Annotated in this window: 14 protein-coding genes and 1 other annotated feature; of the genes, 2 read left to right on the top strand and 12 right to left on the bottom strand. The window is 33.6% G+C overall.

All coding sequences use genetic code 11. The features are described 5' to 3' along the window. Window positions 1-100: 100 nt before the first annotated feature. The 9 genes from SA378_RS02200 to prxU all read right to left on the bottom strand — a co-directional run bounded on the left by SA378_RS02200 (window position 101) and on the right by prxU (window position 12,348). Entirely contained in the window at window positions 101-1,054 is a 954-nt protein-coding gene (locus tag SA378_RS02200; protein ID WP_318524354.1) for a peptidylprolyl isomerase, read from the bottom strand. Beyond that, complete coding sequence (gene mfd / locus SA378_RS02195; RefSeq protein ID WP_318524353.1) at window positions 1,047-4,592, bottom strand: transcription-repair coupling factor; 3,546 nt, start codon at window positions 4,590-4,592, stop codon at window positions 1,047-1,049. The genes SA378_RS02200 and mfd overlap by 8 nt, the downstream gene beginning before the upstream one ends. 34 nt (window positions 4,593-4,626) lie before the next feature. Beyond that, complete coding sequence (gene pth / locus SA378_RS02190; RefSeq protein WP_318524352.1) at window positions 4,627-5,196, bottom strand: aminoacyl-tRNA hydrolase; 570 nt, start codon at window positions 5,194-5,196, stop codon at window positions 4,627-4,629. A 9-nt stretch (window positions 5,197-5,205) separates the two neighbouring features. Beyond that, complete coding sequence (gene glmU, locus SA378_RS02185; RefSeq protein WP_318524351.1) at window positions 5,206-6,576, bottom strand: bifunctional UDP-N-acetylglucosamine diphosphorylase/glucosamine-1-phosphate N-acetyltransferase GlmU; 1,371 nt, start codon at window positions 6,574-6,576, stop codon at window positions 5,206-5,208. A 133-nt stretch (window positions 6,577-6,709) separates the two neighbouring features. Then, on the bottom strand, window positions 6,710-7,003 hold the full coding sequence (spoVG, locus tag SA378_RS02180; RefSeq protein ID WP_318524350.1) for a septation regulator SpoVG: 294 nt from the start codon (window positions 7,001-7,003) through the stop codon (window positions 6,710-6,712). A 108-nt stretch (window positions 7,004-7,111) separates the two neighbouring features. After that, the gene (gene purR / locus SA378_RS02175) at window positions 7,112-7,933 is read right to left on the bottom strand and encodes a pur operon repressor (protein ID WP_318524349.1); all 822 of its coding nucleotides are present in this window, start codon (window positions 7,931-7,933) and stop codon (window positions 7,112-7,114) included. A 130-nt stretch (window positions 7,934-8,063) separates the two neighbouring features. Further along, on the bottom strand, window positions 8,064-8,507 hold the full coding sequence (locus SA378_RS02170; protein WP_318524382.1) for a GAF domain-containing protein: 444 nt from the start codon (window positions 8,505-8,507) through the stop codon (window positions 8,064-8,066). 159 nt (window positions 8,508-8,666) lie between these two features. Then, the gene (leuS, locus tag SA378_RS02165; RefSeq protein ID WP_318524348.1) at window positions 8,667-11,078 is read right to left on the bottom strand and encodes a leucine--tRNA ligase; all 2,412 of its coding nucleotides are present in this window, start codon (window positions 11,076-11,078) and stop codon (window positions 8,667-8,669) included. Window positions 11,079-11,259: 181 nt separating this feature from the next. Beyond that, window positions 11,260-11,459 (bottom strand) — a binding site (T-box leader). A 163-nt stretch (window positions 11,460-11,622) separates the two neighbouring features. Further along, window positions 11,623-12,348: a thioredoxin-dependent peroxiredoxin gene (gene prxU, locus SA378_RS02160; RefSeq protein ID WP_412178663.1), complete on the bottom strand. Its 726-nt coding sequence runs from the start codon at window positions 12,346-12,348 to the stop codon at window positions 11,623-11,625. A 429-nt stretch (window positions 12,349-12,777) separates the two neighbouring features. Between prxU and SA378_RS02155 the strand changes: the two genes are divergently transcribed. Continuing rightward, on the top strand, window positions 12,778-13,350 hold the full coding sequence (locus tag SA378_RS02155; RefSeq protein WP_318524347.1) for a manganese efflux pump MntP family protein: 573 nt from the start codon (window positions 12,778-12,780) through the stop codon (window positions 13,348-13,350). Window positions 13,351-13,429: 79 nt separating this feature from the next. On the opposite strand, the gene SA378_RS02150 is transcribed toward SA378_RS02155, so the two are convergent. Continuing rightward, window positions 13,430-13,837, bottom strand: a complete 408-nt coding sequence (locus SA378_RS02150; RefSeq protein ID WP_318524346.1) for a hypothetical protein — start codon at window positions 13,835-13,837, stop codon at window positions 13,430-13,432. Window positions 13,838-14,020: 183 nt separating this feature from the next. Next, a complete protein-coding gene (locus SA378_RS02145) occupies window positions 14,021-14,806 on the bottom strand; it encodes a hypothetical protein (RefSeq protein WP_318524345.1) in 786 nt (261 codons plus the stop codon). 294 nt (window positions 14,807-15,100) lie between these two features. Here SA378_RS02145 and ftsZ point away from each other — a divergent pair, with 294 nt between their 5' ends. Further along, window positions 15,101-16,165: a cell division protein FtsZ gene (gene ftsZ, locus SA378_RS02140; protein ID WP_318524344.1), complete on the top strand. Its 1,065-nt coding sequence runs from the start codon at window positions 15,101-15,103 to the stop codon at window positions 16,163-16,165. Between the two features lie 59 nt (window positions 16,166-16,224). On the opposite strand, the gene SA378_RS02135 is transcribed toward ftsZ, so the two are convergent. Next, the gene (locus tag SA378_RS02135) at window positions 16,225-17,121 is read right to left on the bottom strand and encodes a radical SAM protein (RefSeq protein WP_318524343.1); all 897 of its coding nucleotides are present in this window, start codon (window positions 17,119-17,121) and stop codon (window positions 16,225-16,227) included. Window positions 17,122-17,306 lie beyond the last annotated feature (185 nt).

Raw genomic sequence — 17,306 nt, 5'->3', positions numbered from 1 at the left:
TTTATCCTTAATTGTTAACGAATAATAATGGAAATATCATTTACATTATATAGGAAGATTTTACAAATAGCAACAAATTTTTACTTAAATTAACATTTTATTATTTCTTTACTATATTTGCATTTTCTTTTAAATCTGCCAACAAATCTTCATATTTATATGACTTATAGTATTCAGTCAATGAAGCTTTTTCTGTTTCTACAGTTATAGTATCATCAACAGTCTTGTCTGTTACTTCAATTATGTGATAGCCGTATTCTGACTGCACAGGTTCACTTATTTCACCGATTTCAATTGCAAAAGCTTTTTCTGAAAATGGCTGAACCATGTCAGTATATGCAAAATAATCCAAATCTCCACCGTTAGCACCACTTCCGGTATCTATTGATAATTCCTTTGCTAGATCTTCAAATTTTTCACCGTTATTTAATCTTTCTATTGCAGCTTTTGCTTCTTCTTCAGTTGCAACTAATATATGTCTTGCTCTTACTTTTTGATTCATTTTCAAATCATTAAATATGGTTTCAAGCTCATCATCAGTAGGCTGTAAGTTTTCTATTTTAACTGCTAAATACTGATTTATTATAGATTCTTTTCTCAAAGCTTCCTTCAAATATTCTTCTGTCATTCCGTTTTTCTCTAGGAATTGTGTGTATTCATCATCATTTGTAAAATTCACTTTAAAATCTTCCAATTCTTTATCAGTATCTTCGTCAGACAATGTTATTCCGTCTTTTTCTGCAGCTTCGACCATTATAATTTCTAATATTATGTTATCCAATAAAGCATCTTCATAAAAATTACCCATAGTCTTGCCTTCTGAAATCTCAGTATCCCATGCGCCTTCGCCATATTGAGATTCTACCATTTTTTTATACACTGCCAAAGATTCATCGTATTGTGTTTGTGTTATTGCTTTATCATCTACAATTGCTATAACACCTTCTTCGGATATATCTGGAGTTGTTTGACCGCTGTTGCTAGAACATGCTGTGACAGCTAATGCGATACAAAGTGTTAATGCTAAGCCAATTGACTTTTTAAATTTATTCATTTTTTTCCTCCTTAACAGGTAACTCTAAACCTGTTTTATATTTATTTAATATTTCAAAGAATTTTTCAATTTCCTCAAGTATTTTTATTTGCTCCGAGGAATCTAATTTGTATTTTATAACAGGTTCTTTCGATACGTCAAATTTTATTTTTGAATTGTAATTATCAATTAAAAAACCTATTAAATTCTGATTAAGGTCATTTCCTGAGTTCATTTCCAAATTTACTGTATTTCCGGATTGAGTAATGGATTTCACATGTAACTTCTTGCACAGCGACTTAATGTAAGATATTTTCAAGAGGTTGTCAACTTCCTTTGGAGGATTCCCAAATCTATCTATTATTTCCTCTGTAATGTCAAAAATGTCTTCCTTACATGTTGTTGCTGCAATTTTCTTATAAATTTCAATTTTTTGTTCTTCGTTTTCAATATATGTTGATGGAATATACCCATCTACACTTAAATCCACACTTGTTTCAAAATCTTCTTCAATTGTCATAGTTCCTTGAAGTTCTTTGACTGCTCTGTCAAGGAATTTAACATATAAATCATATCCTATTGCAAGCATATGCCCATGTTGTTCTGCTCCGAGAATGTTGCCACAGCCTCTTATTTCCAAGTCTCTCATAGCTATTTTAAAACCAGATCCAAACTCAGTAAATTCTTTTATTGCCTTTAGTCTTTTGTCAGCCACTTCTGAAAGCATCTTATCTTTTTCATAAGTAAGGTATGCAAAAGAAACTTTATTTGATCTACCTATTCTTCCGCGAAGCTGATACAGCTGAGATAATCCCAGATGATCTGCATTATCAATAATTAAAGTGTTAACATTCGGTATATCCATACCCGTTTCAATAATTGTTGTACACACCAAAATGTCATATTCCTTTTTAACAAAATCCAGCATTATGTTTTCCAAATGCCTTTCTCCCATTTGCCCATGAGCTACAGCAATGCGAGCATCCGGGAGCAATTTTTGCAGTTTTGATGCTGTGTTGTCTATATCTATTACTTTGTTGTGAACGTAATAGACCTGACCTCCCCTGGATAGTTCTTTTTCAATGGCATCCTTTACAATTCCTTCATTATATTCAATTACATACGTTTGAATAGGAAGCCTATCACCAGGCGGTTCAGATATAATGCTCATATCTCTTACGCCAATCATAGACATATGCAGAGTCCTAGGTATAGGTGTTGCCGAAAGAGTTAGTACATCTATATTTGTTTTTAGCTGCTTTATTAATTCTTTGTGTTTTACACCAAAGCGTTGCTCTTCATCAATTATTAACAGTCCCAAATCTTTGAATTTCAAATCCTTAGAAAGTAACTTGTGAGTTCCAACAACTACATCTACAAGTCCTTTATTTAAATCGTTTACGATTTTTGCTTGCTGCTGATGTGTTCTGAATCTGCTTAGCATTTCAATTTTAATGGGATAGCCTCTAAATCTGTCTACAATATTTGTAAAGTGCTGCTGTGCCAAAATAGTGGTAGGAACAAGTATAGCAACCTGTTTTGATTCCATTACTGCTTTAAAAGCAGCTCTCATAGCAACTTCTGTCTTTCCAAAGCCTACGTCACCGCACAATAATCTATCCATGCTCAAAGGCTTTTCCATATCTTTTTTAATTTCTTTTATGCACTTAAGCTGATCATCTGTTTCTTGAAACGGAAATTTATATTCGAATTCTTTTTGCCATTCTGTGTCAGGAGAAAATGCATAACCTTTTACAACTTTTCTCTGTGCATATAGTTTGACTAATTCACCAGCCATATTTTCAATGGCCGCTTTTGAACGCTCCTTGACTTTTGTCCAATCAGCGCTGCCCATTTTGTTCAATTTTGGTTTTTCAGAATCAGAACCAATGTATTTTTGTATGAGAGACATTTGGTCAACAGGAACAAAAAGTTTATCTTCACCTTTATACTTAATGCACAAATAGTCTTTTTTAATATTTTGAACATCAATTTTTTCTATGCCAACATATTGTCCTATACCATGATGTTCGTGAACTACATAATCTCCGATTTTTAAATCGGTAAAAATATCAATTTTTGAACCTTTTTGTTTTTTTGCTTTGTGAACTTTTTTTCTGAATGATCCAAATATTTCATTTTCCGTAAGCACAAGGAATTTATTGTCATAATACTCAAATCCTTTTTTTAATTCTCCAGATACTATTATCACCTGTCCGCTTTCAGCAACAATATTTGTATCTTTTGATAAAACAGTGCTGCATTCATAATCATTTAATAAATTATGAAGTTTTAAACATCCATCACTGCTGCTTAAAATTATTGCAACCTTGTAGCCTTTGTACTTAAAACGATTCAAATCCTTAGATAAATCTTCAAGCTTTCCATAATAAGATGGAGCTTCCTTAAACATGAGATGTACAGTTTCGTCAGTATCAAATATTTTATTTTTGCCATTAACAGATATAAAGCATTTTTCAGAAATTTTATTTATTATTTCTTTTTCATTTAAATAAACATTGCTTTGTTTTGTGAATATTTCTCCTTTTTCAAAAAGTTCGCTGTATTTCAATTCAAAGCTTTCATTTAATGTTTTTACTTCTTCAAAAATTCTTTCTGGTTCATCTATGACAAGAATAAAATCATCATCATAATAATCTAAGACATTTACAAAACTATCTTTTATAAAAGGCACAAGAAGGTCAGCATTTTCAATGCCAATTCCACCTCTTAGTTTATCCTGATAACTGCTATAAAGGTTTTTAAGTCTTTTTTCAATTTCTTTGGAATTTTGCAGGTTTTGAATTTTACTAATCCTGTTTTGATAATCTTTATCAATTTCTGATAGGATTTTTTTTATTTCTTCTTTCTGAAACATTAAATCGCTGCAAGGGATTATTCTTACTGATTTTAAATTTTTTATTGAGCGCTGAGTTTTTAAATCTACAAGTCTTATAGAATCAACTTCGTCATCAAAAAATTCTATTCTGCAGGGATTTGTTTCAGATGGAGAAAAAACATCAATAATTCCTCCCCTGACAGAAAACTGTCCTACACCTTCTATGGCATCGACTCTTTCATACTTGAGTTTGATTAAATTGCTGCGCAATTCATTCAAATCATAGTTTTTACCATACTTCAATTCTATAATACTTTCCTTAAACCTGTCTTTAGGCATTACACGTGTAATGAATGAATTTACCGATGCTGTTATGATGGATTTTTTAGAATGCAAAATTCTATCAAGAACATTGGCTCTTTTATATTCCACATCCTTGCTCAATGCATCTACGTTGTATAAAATAAATTCCTTTGGCTGAAGTCGGTCTCCTTCGTTTATGTAAGTTCTAATGCTTTCCTCATATTTCCTGGACTTTGCTTCATTGCTTGTTAACAGTAAAATTTTATTAGCTGTAGTATCTAGTAAATTGCATAACAAATAAGCCAAACTTTCTTCATTTATGCCTTGAATAAGCTGGCGTTTACCGTTTTTATAATTTTCTGAAATTTTGGTATATTTATCTGTTTTTTGAAATTGTTCAAATAAAACTTTATTCATAATAATCCTTCTAACAATTGACTACAATTATTTATCAATCTACTGTTTTTATGTTGTATTTCTGCATTGCGCTGTCTGTTCCTTTAGAAATTATTTCAACTGCTGCTTCGGCTGCTTTTTCCATAATGAGATTTATTTTTTCCTTGTCAGCAACACTGAATTTTTGAAGCACATAGTCAGCTAAATCCATGTCAGGGTTTCTTCCTATTCCTATTCTAACCCTTGGAAAATTACCGCCTCCCACATGGGCAGTAATGGATTTCATACCGTTGTGAGTACCCGGACTTCCGTTTGGCCTTATTCTAAGTGCTCCAACAGGTATATCGATGTCATCGTAAATAACAATTAAATTTTCTAATGGAATTTTATAAAAATTAATTATTTCTTGTATGGCAATTCCGCTTCTGTTCATATATGTTACAGGCTTTACAAGCATAACTTTTTCTCCGTTTATGTTCGTTTCACCATATACGGAGTTGAATTTTAGCTTGTTCATTATTACATTGTACTTTTCTGCCAGATAATCCATCGTATCGTAGCCCACATTGTGTCTTGTGCCTGTATATTCTTTACCCGGATTGCCAAGTCCTGCAATTATATACATATTTACCTCTTAGTATCTGTTTTTTCCTAATCCCTTTTTATTAACTTGTCTAGCCCTGGCTATTGCCAAGTCTCCTTCTTCTACATCATCTGTAATAGTTGAGCCACATGCCACATAGCCGCCTTGCTCAATATTTACAGGAGCAACCAAATTTGAATTGCTGCCAACAAATGCCCCGTCGCCAACAGTTGTTTTGCTTTTTTTCTTGCCATCATAATTTACAAAAACAACACCGCATCCTATATTAACATTTTTCCCAACTTCAGCATCTCCAATGTATGATAAATGAGATGATTTGGAATTATCTCCAATAGTTGATTTCTTTACTTCTACAAAATCACCTATTTTAACATTCTTGCCCAATATGCTGCCTGGTCTTAAATATGCAAACGGACCTACTGTTGTCCCTTCATCAATTGATGCTTCAATTACTTTTGAACTTTCAACAGTTACATTGTTTTTTACAATTGAATTTATTATTCTCGTATTTGGTCCGATTGTGCAATAAGAACCTATTATAGTTCCTTCTTCTAAATAAGCACCCGGATAAATAACAGTATCATTTCCAATAACAACAGAATCATCTATGTATGTGTTTTCCGGATCAATAATAGTAACCCCTGATACCATGTGTCTATTGTTAATGCGATCCCTCATTATTTTTGCAACTTCAGCAAGCTGCACCCTGTCATTAACTGCTTTGATATCAGTTGCGTCCTCTAATATCCATCCTCCGATTTTGCACTTTTCTTCATTTAAAACCTTAATCGTATCAGTAAGGTAGTATTCATTTTGTGAATTATCAGTATCGATTTTATTAAGAGCATTTTTCAATGATTTTCCTTTAAAACAAAATATTCCTGTATTTATTTCTTTTACTCGCTTTATTTCATCTGTTGCATCTTTTTCTTCAATTATATTGCTGATTGATGAGTCAGCATTTCTTACAATTCTTCCATAACCTTTTGGTTTGTCTAGAAAAGATGTCATAACTGATGCAGCATAATTATTTTCTGTATGAAATTTTATAAAATCTGTCAATGTTTCCTGTCTTATCAACGGACCATCTCCACAAAGAATTACAACAGTATCATCGTCATTAATGAAAGCACTTGCAGCCATTACTGCGTACCCTGTACCATATGGTGCACCATCTCCTATGGGCTGTTCTACTGTTATTATTCCTAAATCTTTAATATTGTGTCCAACTTTTTCTTTTCCATGTCCAAGAACTACAATGTTTTTTTCTATTCCTGATTTTTGAGCAGCTTCAATAACATATTTAATCATTTCTTTCCCACAAACTTTATGTAAAGTTTTTGGTGTTTCTGACTTCATTCTTGTCCCTTCTCCGGCTGCTAAAATAATTGACATATTCATATTATTTCTCCTCATTTTGTAATACTGAAACATTATATCTCATAAAATGTATTAAGTCAAAAAAAGTTTCGCACAGAAAAATAGGGTCTTATAAAAGACCCCCGACTGTGATTTGCCAATCATCAGTTTTGCATTACAATAAAGCTACTTCTTCAGCATGTTCGCTTTCTTCTTTGCGCTTTTCTTCATAAGCTTTAAACACAGCTTCTGCTACAAGATTTCTTGTCTCAGAATTAATTGGATGAGCTATATCTTTAAACTCTCCATCAGGCATTTTTCTGCTCGGCATTGCAATAAACAATCCTTCTTGCCCTTCAATTATCTTAATATCATGTACCACGAAACAATCATCAAAGGTAACGGAAACGATTGCCTTCATTTTGCCCTCTGAGTTAATTTTTCTTACCCTAACGTCCGATATTTTCACGTTGTCACCACCTTCCCCCAAAAGATTATGTCCACTTCAATTCATTATACTATATTAATCAAATAATTGCAAAAAAACATTTTCTTTTTTGGATAAAAAAGTATGAAATTATTTTAACAATTTGTGATTAGGCTCAATTTCGACAATTCCGTCCTTTTCGTTAATCTTATTTAACACTAACAACGACAAATAATTGTCTACGAGTTTCTTTTCCGGCTCTTTTGTTTCTATTACAACAGCAGTACCAACCACTTCTGCATTAAACTCTCTCATCATATCAGCCATACCTTTGCAGGTTCCGCCACCCTTCATGAAATCATCAACAATCAGCACTTTTGAATTTTCTTTTAATGACCTGCGTGACAAGGACATCGTCTGAATACTGTTTGAAGATCCTGAAACATAGTTAATGCTAACTGTTGCTCCTTCAGTTACTTTGTTATTTCGCCTTATTACAGCTACAGGAACATTTAACTTTTGCCCAGTCATTACAGAAACAGGTATGCCCTTTGTTTCAACAGTAATTATATAATCAATTTTCACATCACAAAACTCAGAAGCTATAATCTTTGCGATATTTGTAACAATATTAGGATTGTTAAATATATCTGTCATATAAATAAAATTGCCTGGCAATATTCTATTTCTTTGAGAAAACAGCACACATAATTCGGACAATATATCACTTTTTTCTTTTGATCCCATCACCGGTATAAAAACAGCTCCGCCTAATGCTCCTGAAATAGTTTCAATCCTTCCATAATCCAATTCAAAAACAAGTTCTTTTACTATTGCTACATCTTCACTTATAGTTGATTTTGCTGCATTGAAAATTTCCGAAAAATAATTGTATGAGAATATATAATTTGGTTTTTCTGCGAAAATTTTCATTAATGCACCAATTCTTTGATTTCTTTTATATTTTTTCATATTGTCTCCGTACGAATATTTTTAATAATTATATAATAAACGTTCGTATAATACAAGATGTTATTTTATCAATTAAAAATTTATTCCATTTCTAATTTTATGTGAAAAGGAGTGTCAAATTTTCTGATTGTTAAATAAAGGCTTCGGGAAAATGAACATATTTGACAAGAAGTGACATAAATCTTTCCAAGTATGTTCGGTCTATTTCATCAAATCTGTTTAATCTAGGACTGTCTATATCAAGCACTCCAACTAATTTATTTCCCACTGCAATTGGTATTACTATTTCTGAATTTGATGATGAGTCACATGCTATATGACCTGGAAATTCATGAACATTATTAACAAGCTGCGTTTGCAAAGACATTGCAGCTGTTCCGCAAACTCCCTTACCTAGTTGAATATGAGTGCATGCAGGCTTTCCTTGAAAAGGTCCGAGAACAAGCTCGTTATTTTTATATAAATAAAAACCTGCCCAATTTATATCATTCATGAACATCCATAAAAGAGCCGAAGCATTGGATAAATTTGCAAGCCAGTCAGGTTCCTCAGAAATTAAACCTTCGAGTGTCATGTTCACACAATCATATAATTCTTCTTTAGATTCAAATTTTATTTCTTCAATATTATTCACATAAGCCTCCAAAACAACAAATTTAATAAGAAAGCGATAGACTTAACATTTGCTAATCAATTGCTCGTCTATCGCTATTCTATTGCTCATCAATTGTTTTTATTTTACAACAATATTAAATATTTTCCCTGGTACATAAACTTCTTTTACTATAGTTTTTCCTTCCAAATATTTATTGATATTTTCATCATCAATTGCAAGTTTCCTCGCAGTTTCCAAATCAGCATCTTTTGACACTGTGATTTTTCCTCTTACTTTTCCGCTTATTTGAACAGGAAGCTCAATAACATCATCAACCGTTTTTTCTTCATCCCAAACTGGCCAGCCAGCTTCATTAAGCATTCCTCCAAAGTTTTGTTCCTCCCAGATTTCTTCTGTAATGTGAGGAGCAACAGGGTTTAACAATGTTATGAAAGTTTTAAGTTCATCTTTTGTCACAAAACCGTCATTAAACACTTCATTTACAAAGCTCATCATTGCAGCAATTGCAGTGTTGTACTTCATTGCTTCATAATCTTCGCTTACTTTTTTGATTGTTTTATGCATTAAAGTCATATGTTTATCTGAATATCCTTCTCCTTCAGCAATCATATCTTGAAGTTTCCATGCACGGTCTAAGAATCTCTTGCAACCCTTAACGCTTGAATCATTCCATATAGCATATTTCTCATAGTCGCCTATGAACATTATATATGTTCTTAATGTGTCTGCTCCGAATTCATCAATAATATCGTTAGGGTTAACAACATTTCCTCTGGATTTTGACATTTTTTCTCCGTCAGAACCAAGTATCAAGCCTTGTGCCGTACGCTTAGCATATGGTTCTGGGAATGGAACTGCTCCAATGTCATAAAGGAATCTATGCCAGAATCTTGAGTAAATCAAATGTCTGGTAACATGTTCCATTCCGCCGTTGTACCAGTCAATTGGTCCCCAATAGTTTAAATTTTCCTGAGAAGCTAAAGCATCATGATTTCTTGGATCCATGTATCTTAAGAAATACCATGAAGAACCTGCCCATTGAGGCATGGTATCAGTTTCCCTCTTTGCATCTCCACCGCAAACAGGGCACTTAACATTAACCCATTCTTCAATGTTTGCAAGAGGAGATTCTCCTGTATCTGTTGGCTGATAATTTTCCACATCCGGAAGCAATAACGGTAATTCTTCTTCAGGAACCGGAACCATTCCGCAGTGAGGACAATGAATTATTGGAATTGGTTCTCCCCAGTATCTTTGCCTGTTAAATGCCCAGTCTTTCATTTTATAATTTGTTTTTCTTTCACCTAATTTGTTTTCCTGCAAGAAATCTATAATTTTAGCAATAGCTTCTTTAACTCTCAATCCGTTGAGCATTCCTGAATTAACCATTATGCCGTCTTCAACATCTATGAAAGCTTCTTCTTCAATGTTGCCGCCTTCTATTACTTCAATTATTGGAATATTAAATTTCTTTGCGAATTCCCAGTCTCTTGTATCATGTCCCGGAACAGCCATGATTGCTCCAGTACCATAACCCATCATTACATAATCAGCAACCCATACAGGAACTTGTTCTCCTGAAACTGGATTTACTGCAGTCAATCCTTTTATCTCAACACCTGTCTTGTCTTTGGCAAGCTGGACTCTTTCAAATTCAGTTTTCTTTCTTGACATTTCTTGATAATTATGAATTTCATCTAAATTAGTAATTCTTGAAGCATATTTCTCAAGGTATGGATGTTCCGGAGCTATAACCATGAAAGTAACTCCGTACAATGTATCCGGTCTTGTTGTAAATACTCTTAAATTATCATCAGTATCTTTTAATTTAAAATCAACTTCAGCACCATAAGAACGTCCTATCCAGTTTTCCTGTTCAAGTCGTATTCTAGGAAGAAAATTAACTTCATTAAGTCCTTCCAGCAATTTATCAGCATACTCTCTAATTTTCAAAAACCATACATCTTTTTCCATCTGTACAACTTCGCTGCCGCAACGATCGCATACACCATTCTGTGACTCTTCGTTTGCGAGTACAACTTTGCATTTATTGCAGAAGTTAACATATGTTTTATCCTTGAATGCCAAACCATGCTTGAATAATTGTACAAATATCCATTGTGTCCACTTGTAATATTCTGGGTCAGTTGTATCCACAGTTTTTGACCAGTCGAAAGAGTATCCGGCTGCTTTTAATTGAGCTGTGAACACTTTTATATTGTCATCTGTAACTTTTCTTGGGTGCTTTCCTGTCTGCATTGCATAATTTTCGGTAGGAAGTCCAAAAGCATCCCAACCAATAGGAAACAATACATTAAATCCTTCTAATCTTCTTTTTCTTGAAATAACTTCAAGCGATGTGTATGCACGAATATGGCCAACATGCAGACCTACTCCTGATGGATACGGAAATTCTACCAGACCATAAAATTTCTTTTTTTCAGAATTATCTTGTGCTTTGAAAGTTTCATTTTTCTCCCAAATTTCTTGCCATTTTTTCTCAATGGATTGTGGATTGTATGATTTCATTTTGTTCCTCCATATAATATATTTTTATTTGTTGTTAGGGCATTTCACAGTCTCGTTCTCCAATTTATTTGCTCACTATCGTTCGCATAAATCGGGAACTCGTTGCGTTTGACCTACCGCAATTTTTATCTTCGCTATCGCTCGAAAAAATTGGGTTAGGGCATAAAAAAAAGTCTCTCCCTGCTGGGACGAAGACTATCCGCGGTACCACCCAAATTAGGCATTATGCCTCACTCTTTATTTTAACGGGATTGCCGTTTGAAACTACTTATCGCTTCAAATACTCATGGACGAGTTCAATTTTTCATATTGCTGTATTTCACCAACCAACAGCTCTCTAAAAATATGTACAAATCTACTACTTCCAATCACAGTAATATATTAACTTATTTACGTATTATAACAGAACCATATTTTTAATGCAATAATTAAATGTAAACTTTTACAAAAATATAAATTTATAGTTTAAACTTTTTAAGTCATTACTGTTTACACAATAAGATTACCCCTAATTGAGAAATTCAATCGGGGGTAATTATTCTTGTTATTCATCAAATGCTTCTTTTACATTCCATTCTTTCCATACATTTCCTACGAGTTCAATACCTGGCTTCAATGTTTTTTTGCCTGGTTTCCAGCCTGAAGGTGTTACTTCAGCTCCACCTGTTCTTCTGACAAGCTGGTATGCTTTTAACTGTCTGATTCCTTCAGACACATTTCTTCCAACCGGAGGAGTAAGTACTTCAAATGCTTGAATGATACCATCAGGATCTATAATAAACCTGCCTCTTGTTTCAGTTCCTGACTCTTCATTGTATATGCCATATAATTTCCCTATTTCTCCATTTTGATCAGATAACATTGGGAAAGGAATATTACCACCTATCATTTTAGACAGCTCTTGATCATTCCAAACTTTATGAGTAAAAACTGAATCAACACTGCAAGATAATACCTGAGCACCTAACTCTTCAAACTCCTTATTCATAGCAGCAACTGCTGCTACTTCTGTAGCTCAGACAAATGTAAAGTCTCCAGGATAAAAACACAGATAAACCCATTTACCCTTAAATTCATCCAAACTTACATTAACAAATTTTCCATTCGAAAATGCCTGCGCTGAAAATTGCGGTGCTGGCTTTCCTACTTTAATCATCTCTTTTTCCTCCTTCAACATGCTTTCTGACAAAAAAACTTCTTCTTTTACTTCTGGTGATTGAGAGTTTTCTGTACCTGCAGGCATTGCACATCCTGCCTTAATTTCTTCCATATATACCTCCCCATAAATCTTAAACTCACTTCTCATTATACCCTTTATAAAAAGCATGAAACATTTTTATAATAAATTTTATCTGATTTCCTCTTGAAAATGTCATCATATGTATAAAGCCTATACAATTTGCTGTGCATACCGAACACATTCCATAATACTCAGAAACGTTTTCCGGCGTTCTCATCCTAATGCAAGTAATATTGCTTTCTAATGATGAATTGTAAGAAATAGTTCCTCCAATATTTTTAACATGTGTAGTATTCTAACCACATTATACCACTATTTTGACATATATCAATTACTATTTTAATAATAATTCTGTAAATATGCTTAATAAGCTTGAAAACAAAAAACACCCATGATATAATTAATGGATTTCATGAATAAAAATTTGATAAGTTTTTAATTTTTAACTAAGGAGAAATCATGGGTTCAATTGCATTGTTATTTACTTCAATAGGTTTATCCATGGATGCTTGTGCAGTTTCAATTACAAATGGTATGTGTTTTAGCAACATTCAAAAAAAGCAAATTTTATCAACTGCACTTGTTTTCGGATTTTTTCAGGCCTTTATGCCAATACTTGGCTACATAGTAGGTTGTACATTCAGCCAAACAATTTCATTTTTAGATCATTGGATTGCACTTATTTTACTTGGATTCATAGGCGGAAAAATGATAGTAGGAGCAATCAAAGAACTTAAAAATCCTGAGCCATGCTTAAAAATCGCGAGATTTCTTACATATAAAATGTTGTTTTTACAAGCTATTGCAACCAGTATTGATGCATTGGCTGTAGGAATGGGTTTTGCAGTAATGAAGGTTGATATAGTGAACGCGTCTTTGTCTATAGGAATCATAACATTTATAAACTCAGTTATTGGTTCGAATTTAGGCAAGAAATTTGGAGAATTATTTAAACAAAAAGCTGAAATACTTGGTGGAGCAATTTTAATCATCATAGGGCTTAAAATATTTATAGAACATACTATTATGTAACTGCTTCAAATCAAAAGCTGGTGTCATTTTTTAAACGACATCAGCTTTATTGTATTCGCAACTTCAATTCAGTAGTCTTCTATACTTCTTTTCCCTTAATATAGAATTTGTATGGTTTGTGATGATAATCACATCCTCCTTTTTCATCGCAATCGTATGCTGGGCAATCTTCTTCAGATGCATCTCCGCAGATAACAGAAGTTGGTCCACTGCTTGCTGACGCTTTAAATTCAATTGGAACCATAACGCAAAGTTTTTGTGCAATAGTAAATTTACATGTTCCGTTTTTATTCCATGTACAACAAGGAGCAGGTACTATACATGGATCTTCTATGCATTCAACTACTGCTTCACTTATATTAACATATGGTTCTATGGTTATTGGAACACAAACATCTATTTCCTGAAAAGCATTTACTTCACAACCAGTTTCTCCGCAAACTGAGCAACATATATCTTCTCTATTCTGAAAGTTTTCATTAAACATAAACATACCCCTTTTAGCAAATTTTTTTTGAATTTCTAATACTATTTTATGTTTATTAGGAAGCCTGGTTACATATTGTAAAAAAATTGATAATAAATGGGCTGTCTATAACAGACAAGCCCTTTATTCACCTACTGTATAACAAATTTAATGATACTTAGCCAACAGTCCAGTATTTAGTTATTAATCATTACCATTTCCACAGTCACATGGTTCTTCTGATGGAGTGCCGCAAATAACAGTTGCAGTGCCTGGTTCACCCGTTGCACCAATTCTAACTGGTACTTCTGCGCAAATATTACGTCTTACATAAAAAGTACAAGATGGTTCGAGATTTTCAGGACATGGTTCAGTAGAAATATTTGCATCGCCACAGCATGTTACATTTATAGGCCCTACTAAAGCAAAAGGTGTAATCGTAACCGGAACACAAACTCCTATGGTTTGGAAAACTGTAGTGTCACAAGCTTCTATTATTCCACATATAGGGCCGCAAACACTTAATCCGGTTTCTGTTTCTCCTCCGCCAAATAAACATACATTATTTGGACCGATTTGGTGTGTTTCTAATAGTTCAAAGCATACTGTCATAACATCTTCTGCTTCATCTAATCCAAAATTAAATTTTATTCCAGAACACCCTGATGATGGATCAGGATTGTCATCTGTAAAAATTTCAACATTTACATTTGGATCATCTGGATCTGTAATAACAGTTTGTGGAACGCCGTTAATAGTTACTGTTATTTCTCCAAAATCCTCAATTGTTAAGTCAGAACATATACCTAAAAGCCAATGACTTAAAGCAGTTGGTTCTTCTACTTGAGTAACTATATAACAAAACTTTTGAAGTTCTCCTGGACCTGGTATTGGAATAGAATTGGCTTCATCATACTCTACTGTTACCGGTATACTCGTATCCGTATAGTCAGCCAAGTTTTCACAATCTTGCTGTAATATTGTTGCCATATTATCATGCTCCTAAAATTATTAACCATTTAAAATAAAAGGTCATTAATATTGTATGATTATATTAGTGCTTGGTTACAAAATAATTATTTTTTTGACAAAATTTTGTAAAATAGAAGTTGTCTCGAAAGTCAATGAAGCTTAAACCCTGGATATCGTGCTTTTTAATTTATTAACATCATTATATAAAGCGTGCAAAGTTTCATAAAAAGTTGTAAAATATCATAGTAACTAATTTAGAATGCAAAATATTTATGACAAAAGAGAGATTATATCTCTCGCAGGAGGACTTATATGTTTGAATTTGAAGATACATCAGAAAAACTAGCTAATATTAAAATTATTGGCGTTGGCGGAGGTGGCAACAATGCTGTCAACAGAATGATAGAAGCAGGTGTGAAAGGTGTAACCTTTGTAAGTGTTAACACAGATAAACAAGCATTAGCTAATTCAAAAGCAGATGTAAAATTTCAAATAGGAAAGAATTTAACAAGCGGATTGGGTGCCGGAGCAAAACCTGAGATTGGAGAAAAATCAGCTCTGGAGAATGAAAAAGAAATAGCAGCAATGGTTTCCGGTGCAGATATGCTGTTCATAACCGCAGGCATGGGTGGCGGAACCGGTACAGGTGCAGCTCCTTGCATAGCAAAAATTGCTAAAGAACAAGGAATATTGACAGTTGCAGTAGTAACAAAGCCTTTTATGTTTGAAGGCAGAAAAAGAATGAAAAATGCAGAACAAGGATTAAAAAAATTAAAGGAAAACATAGATACCCTGGTAGTTATTCCAAACGACAGACTTTTGGAAAATTCAGATAAAAAGACTACTATGCTTGAAGCATTTTCTATGGCAGATGATGTTTTAAGGCAAGGTATACAAGGTATATCAGATTTAATAGCAATTCCTGCCATAGTAAACTTGGATTTTGCTGATGTTAAAACAATTATGTCTGATCAAGGATTAGCTCATATGGGTATCGGTCAGGCAAGTGGCGAGCACAAGGCTATTAGTGCTGTAAAACAAGCGATACAAAGTCCCCTTTTGGAAACATCCATAAACGGAGCAAGAGGAGTTATTTTAAATATCACAGGTGGTTTGAACATGGGAATCCACGAGATTAACGAAGCTGCAAAACTTGTTGAAGAAGCTTCAGATCCTGAAGTTAATATCATCTTTGGTGCAAATATTGATGAATCTCTGGGTGATGAGATTAAAATCACTGTTGTTGCTACAGGATTTGACATAATTGAAGAAATTTCCTCAACAAACGCATCTGTTGTTTCTGAAGACAAAAGAAAAGCTGTAAATGAACAAGAATCCCACGATTTCAAAATACCGGATTTCTTAAAAAAATTCTAAACAAATTAAACATAAAAATACCTCGCTTATAACCGTGCTTTATATAAGGAGGTATTTTTTTATACTCCTTCGCAATCAAAATCTGGGATAAAGCTTTCAATTGCCGTTTCCCCTTCTTGAATAAAACCATTTTCAACTCCTATGCTCACAGCATAATCAACAAGCTCGTCATATTCATCGTTTCTTATCTTACGATTTATTTCAGGATACTTCGTAACATTAGGAAGCGGTGTGTATTGATTCATAATGCTCATGTATATTTTATCTTCAAACGTTTCATGCAAATATCTGATTATCCTTTTGGAATCTTCAAGATATCCAGGCAAAGTCATGTGCCTTACAATTACCCCTCTAACAACCATTCCGTCATCATCAAATTTAATTTCACCTGTTTGATTCACCATTTCTTCTATAGCTTTAGATGCATGCTGGAAATAATCCTCACAATTTGAATATTTCTTTGAAATATTACCATCCATGTACTTTAAATCCGGAAGATATACAGAAACATGTCCATCAAGCATCTTTATAGTTTCAACTTTTTCATAACCGCCGGTATTGTAAACTACGGGTATTTTAAGTCCTTTACTCCTGCTCATAATAAGAGAATCAATTATCTGCGGCACGAAGTGAGTGGGCGTTACAAGATTAATGTTGTGAGAACCCTTTGACTGAAGCTCGAGAAAAATTTCAGCAAGCCTTTCTATTGTAATTTCCTTTCCTGTCATTCCTTTTGATATGGTGTAATTTTGGCAGTATACGCAGCCAAGATTGCATCCGGAAAAGAAAACAGCTCCTGAACCATTTTTTCCCGAAATACACGGCTCTTCCCACATATGAAGAGAGGCCCTTGCAACGACAAGCTTATCGGTCTCCCTGCAGTATCCTTTTTCCCCTTTTGTCCTATCAACCCCGCAGTTCCTCGGGCATATGGTACATTCTTCCATTAAATTCATTTCTAATTTCTCACCTCTGTAACTATAATATCAATATCCCAATCCTTTTGCAAGCATCCAAATTATAAGACAATATGTTTTAATCAATCAAAAATAACCGTCCCCAAAATTCAAAGAACCGTCCCCAAAATTCAAAATACCTCCATGCAATTCGCAATGGAGGTATAATTAAAATCATTTCAACT

The organism is Sedimentibacter sp., from assembly GCF_033447055.1.
GTDB lineage: Bacteria > Bacillota > Clostridia > Tissierellales > Sedimentibacteraceae > Sedimentibacter.
The sequence above is the reverse complement of the archived record's forward strand: the minus strand, read 5'-3'. Positions and strand labels throughout refer to the sequence as shown.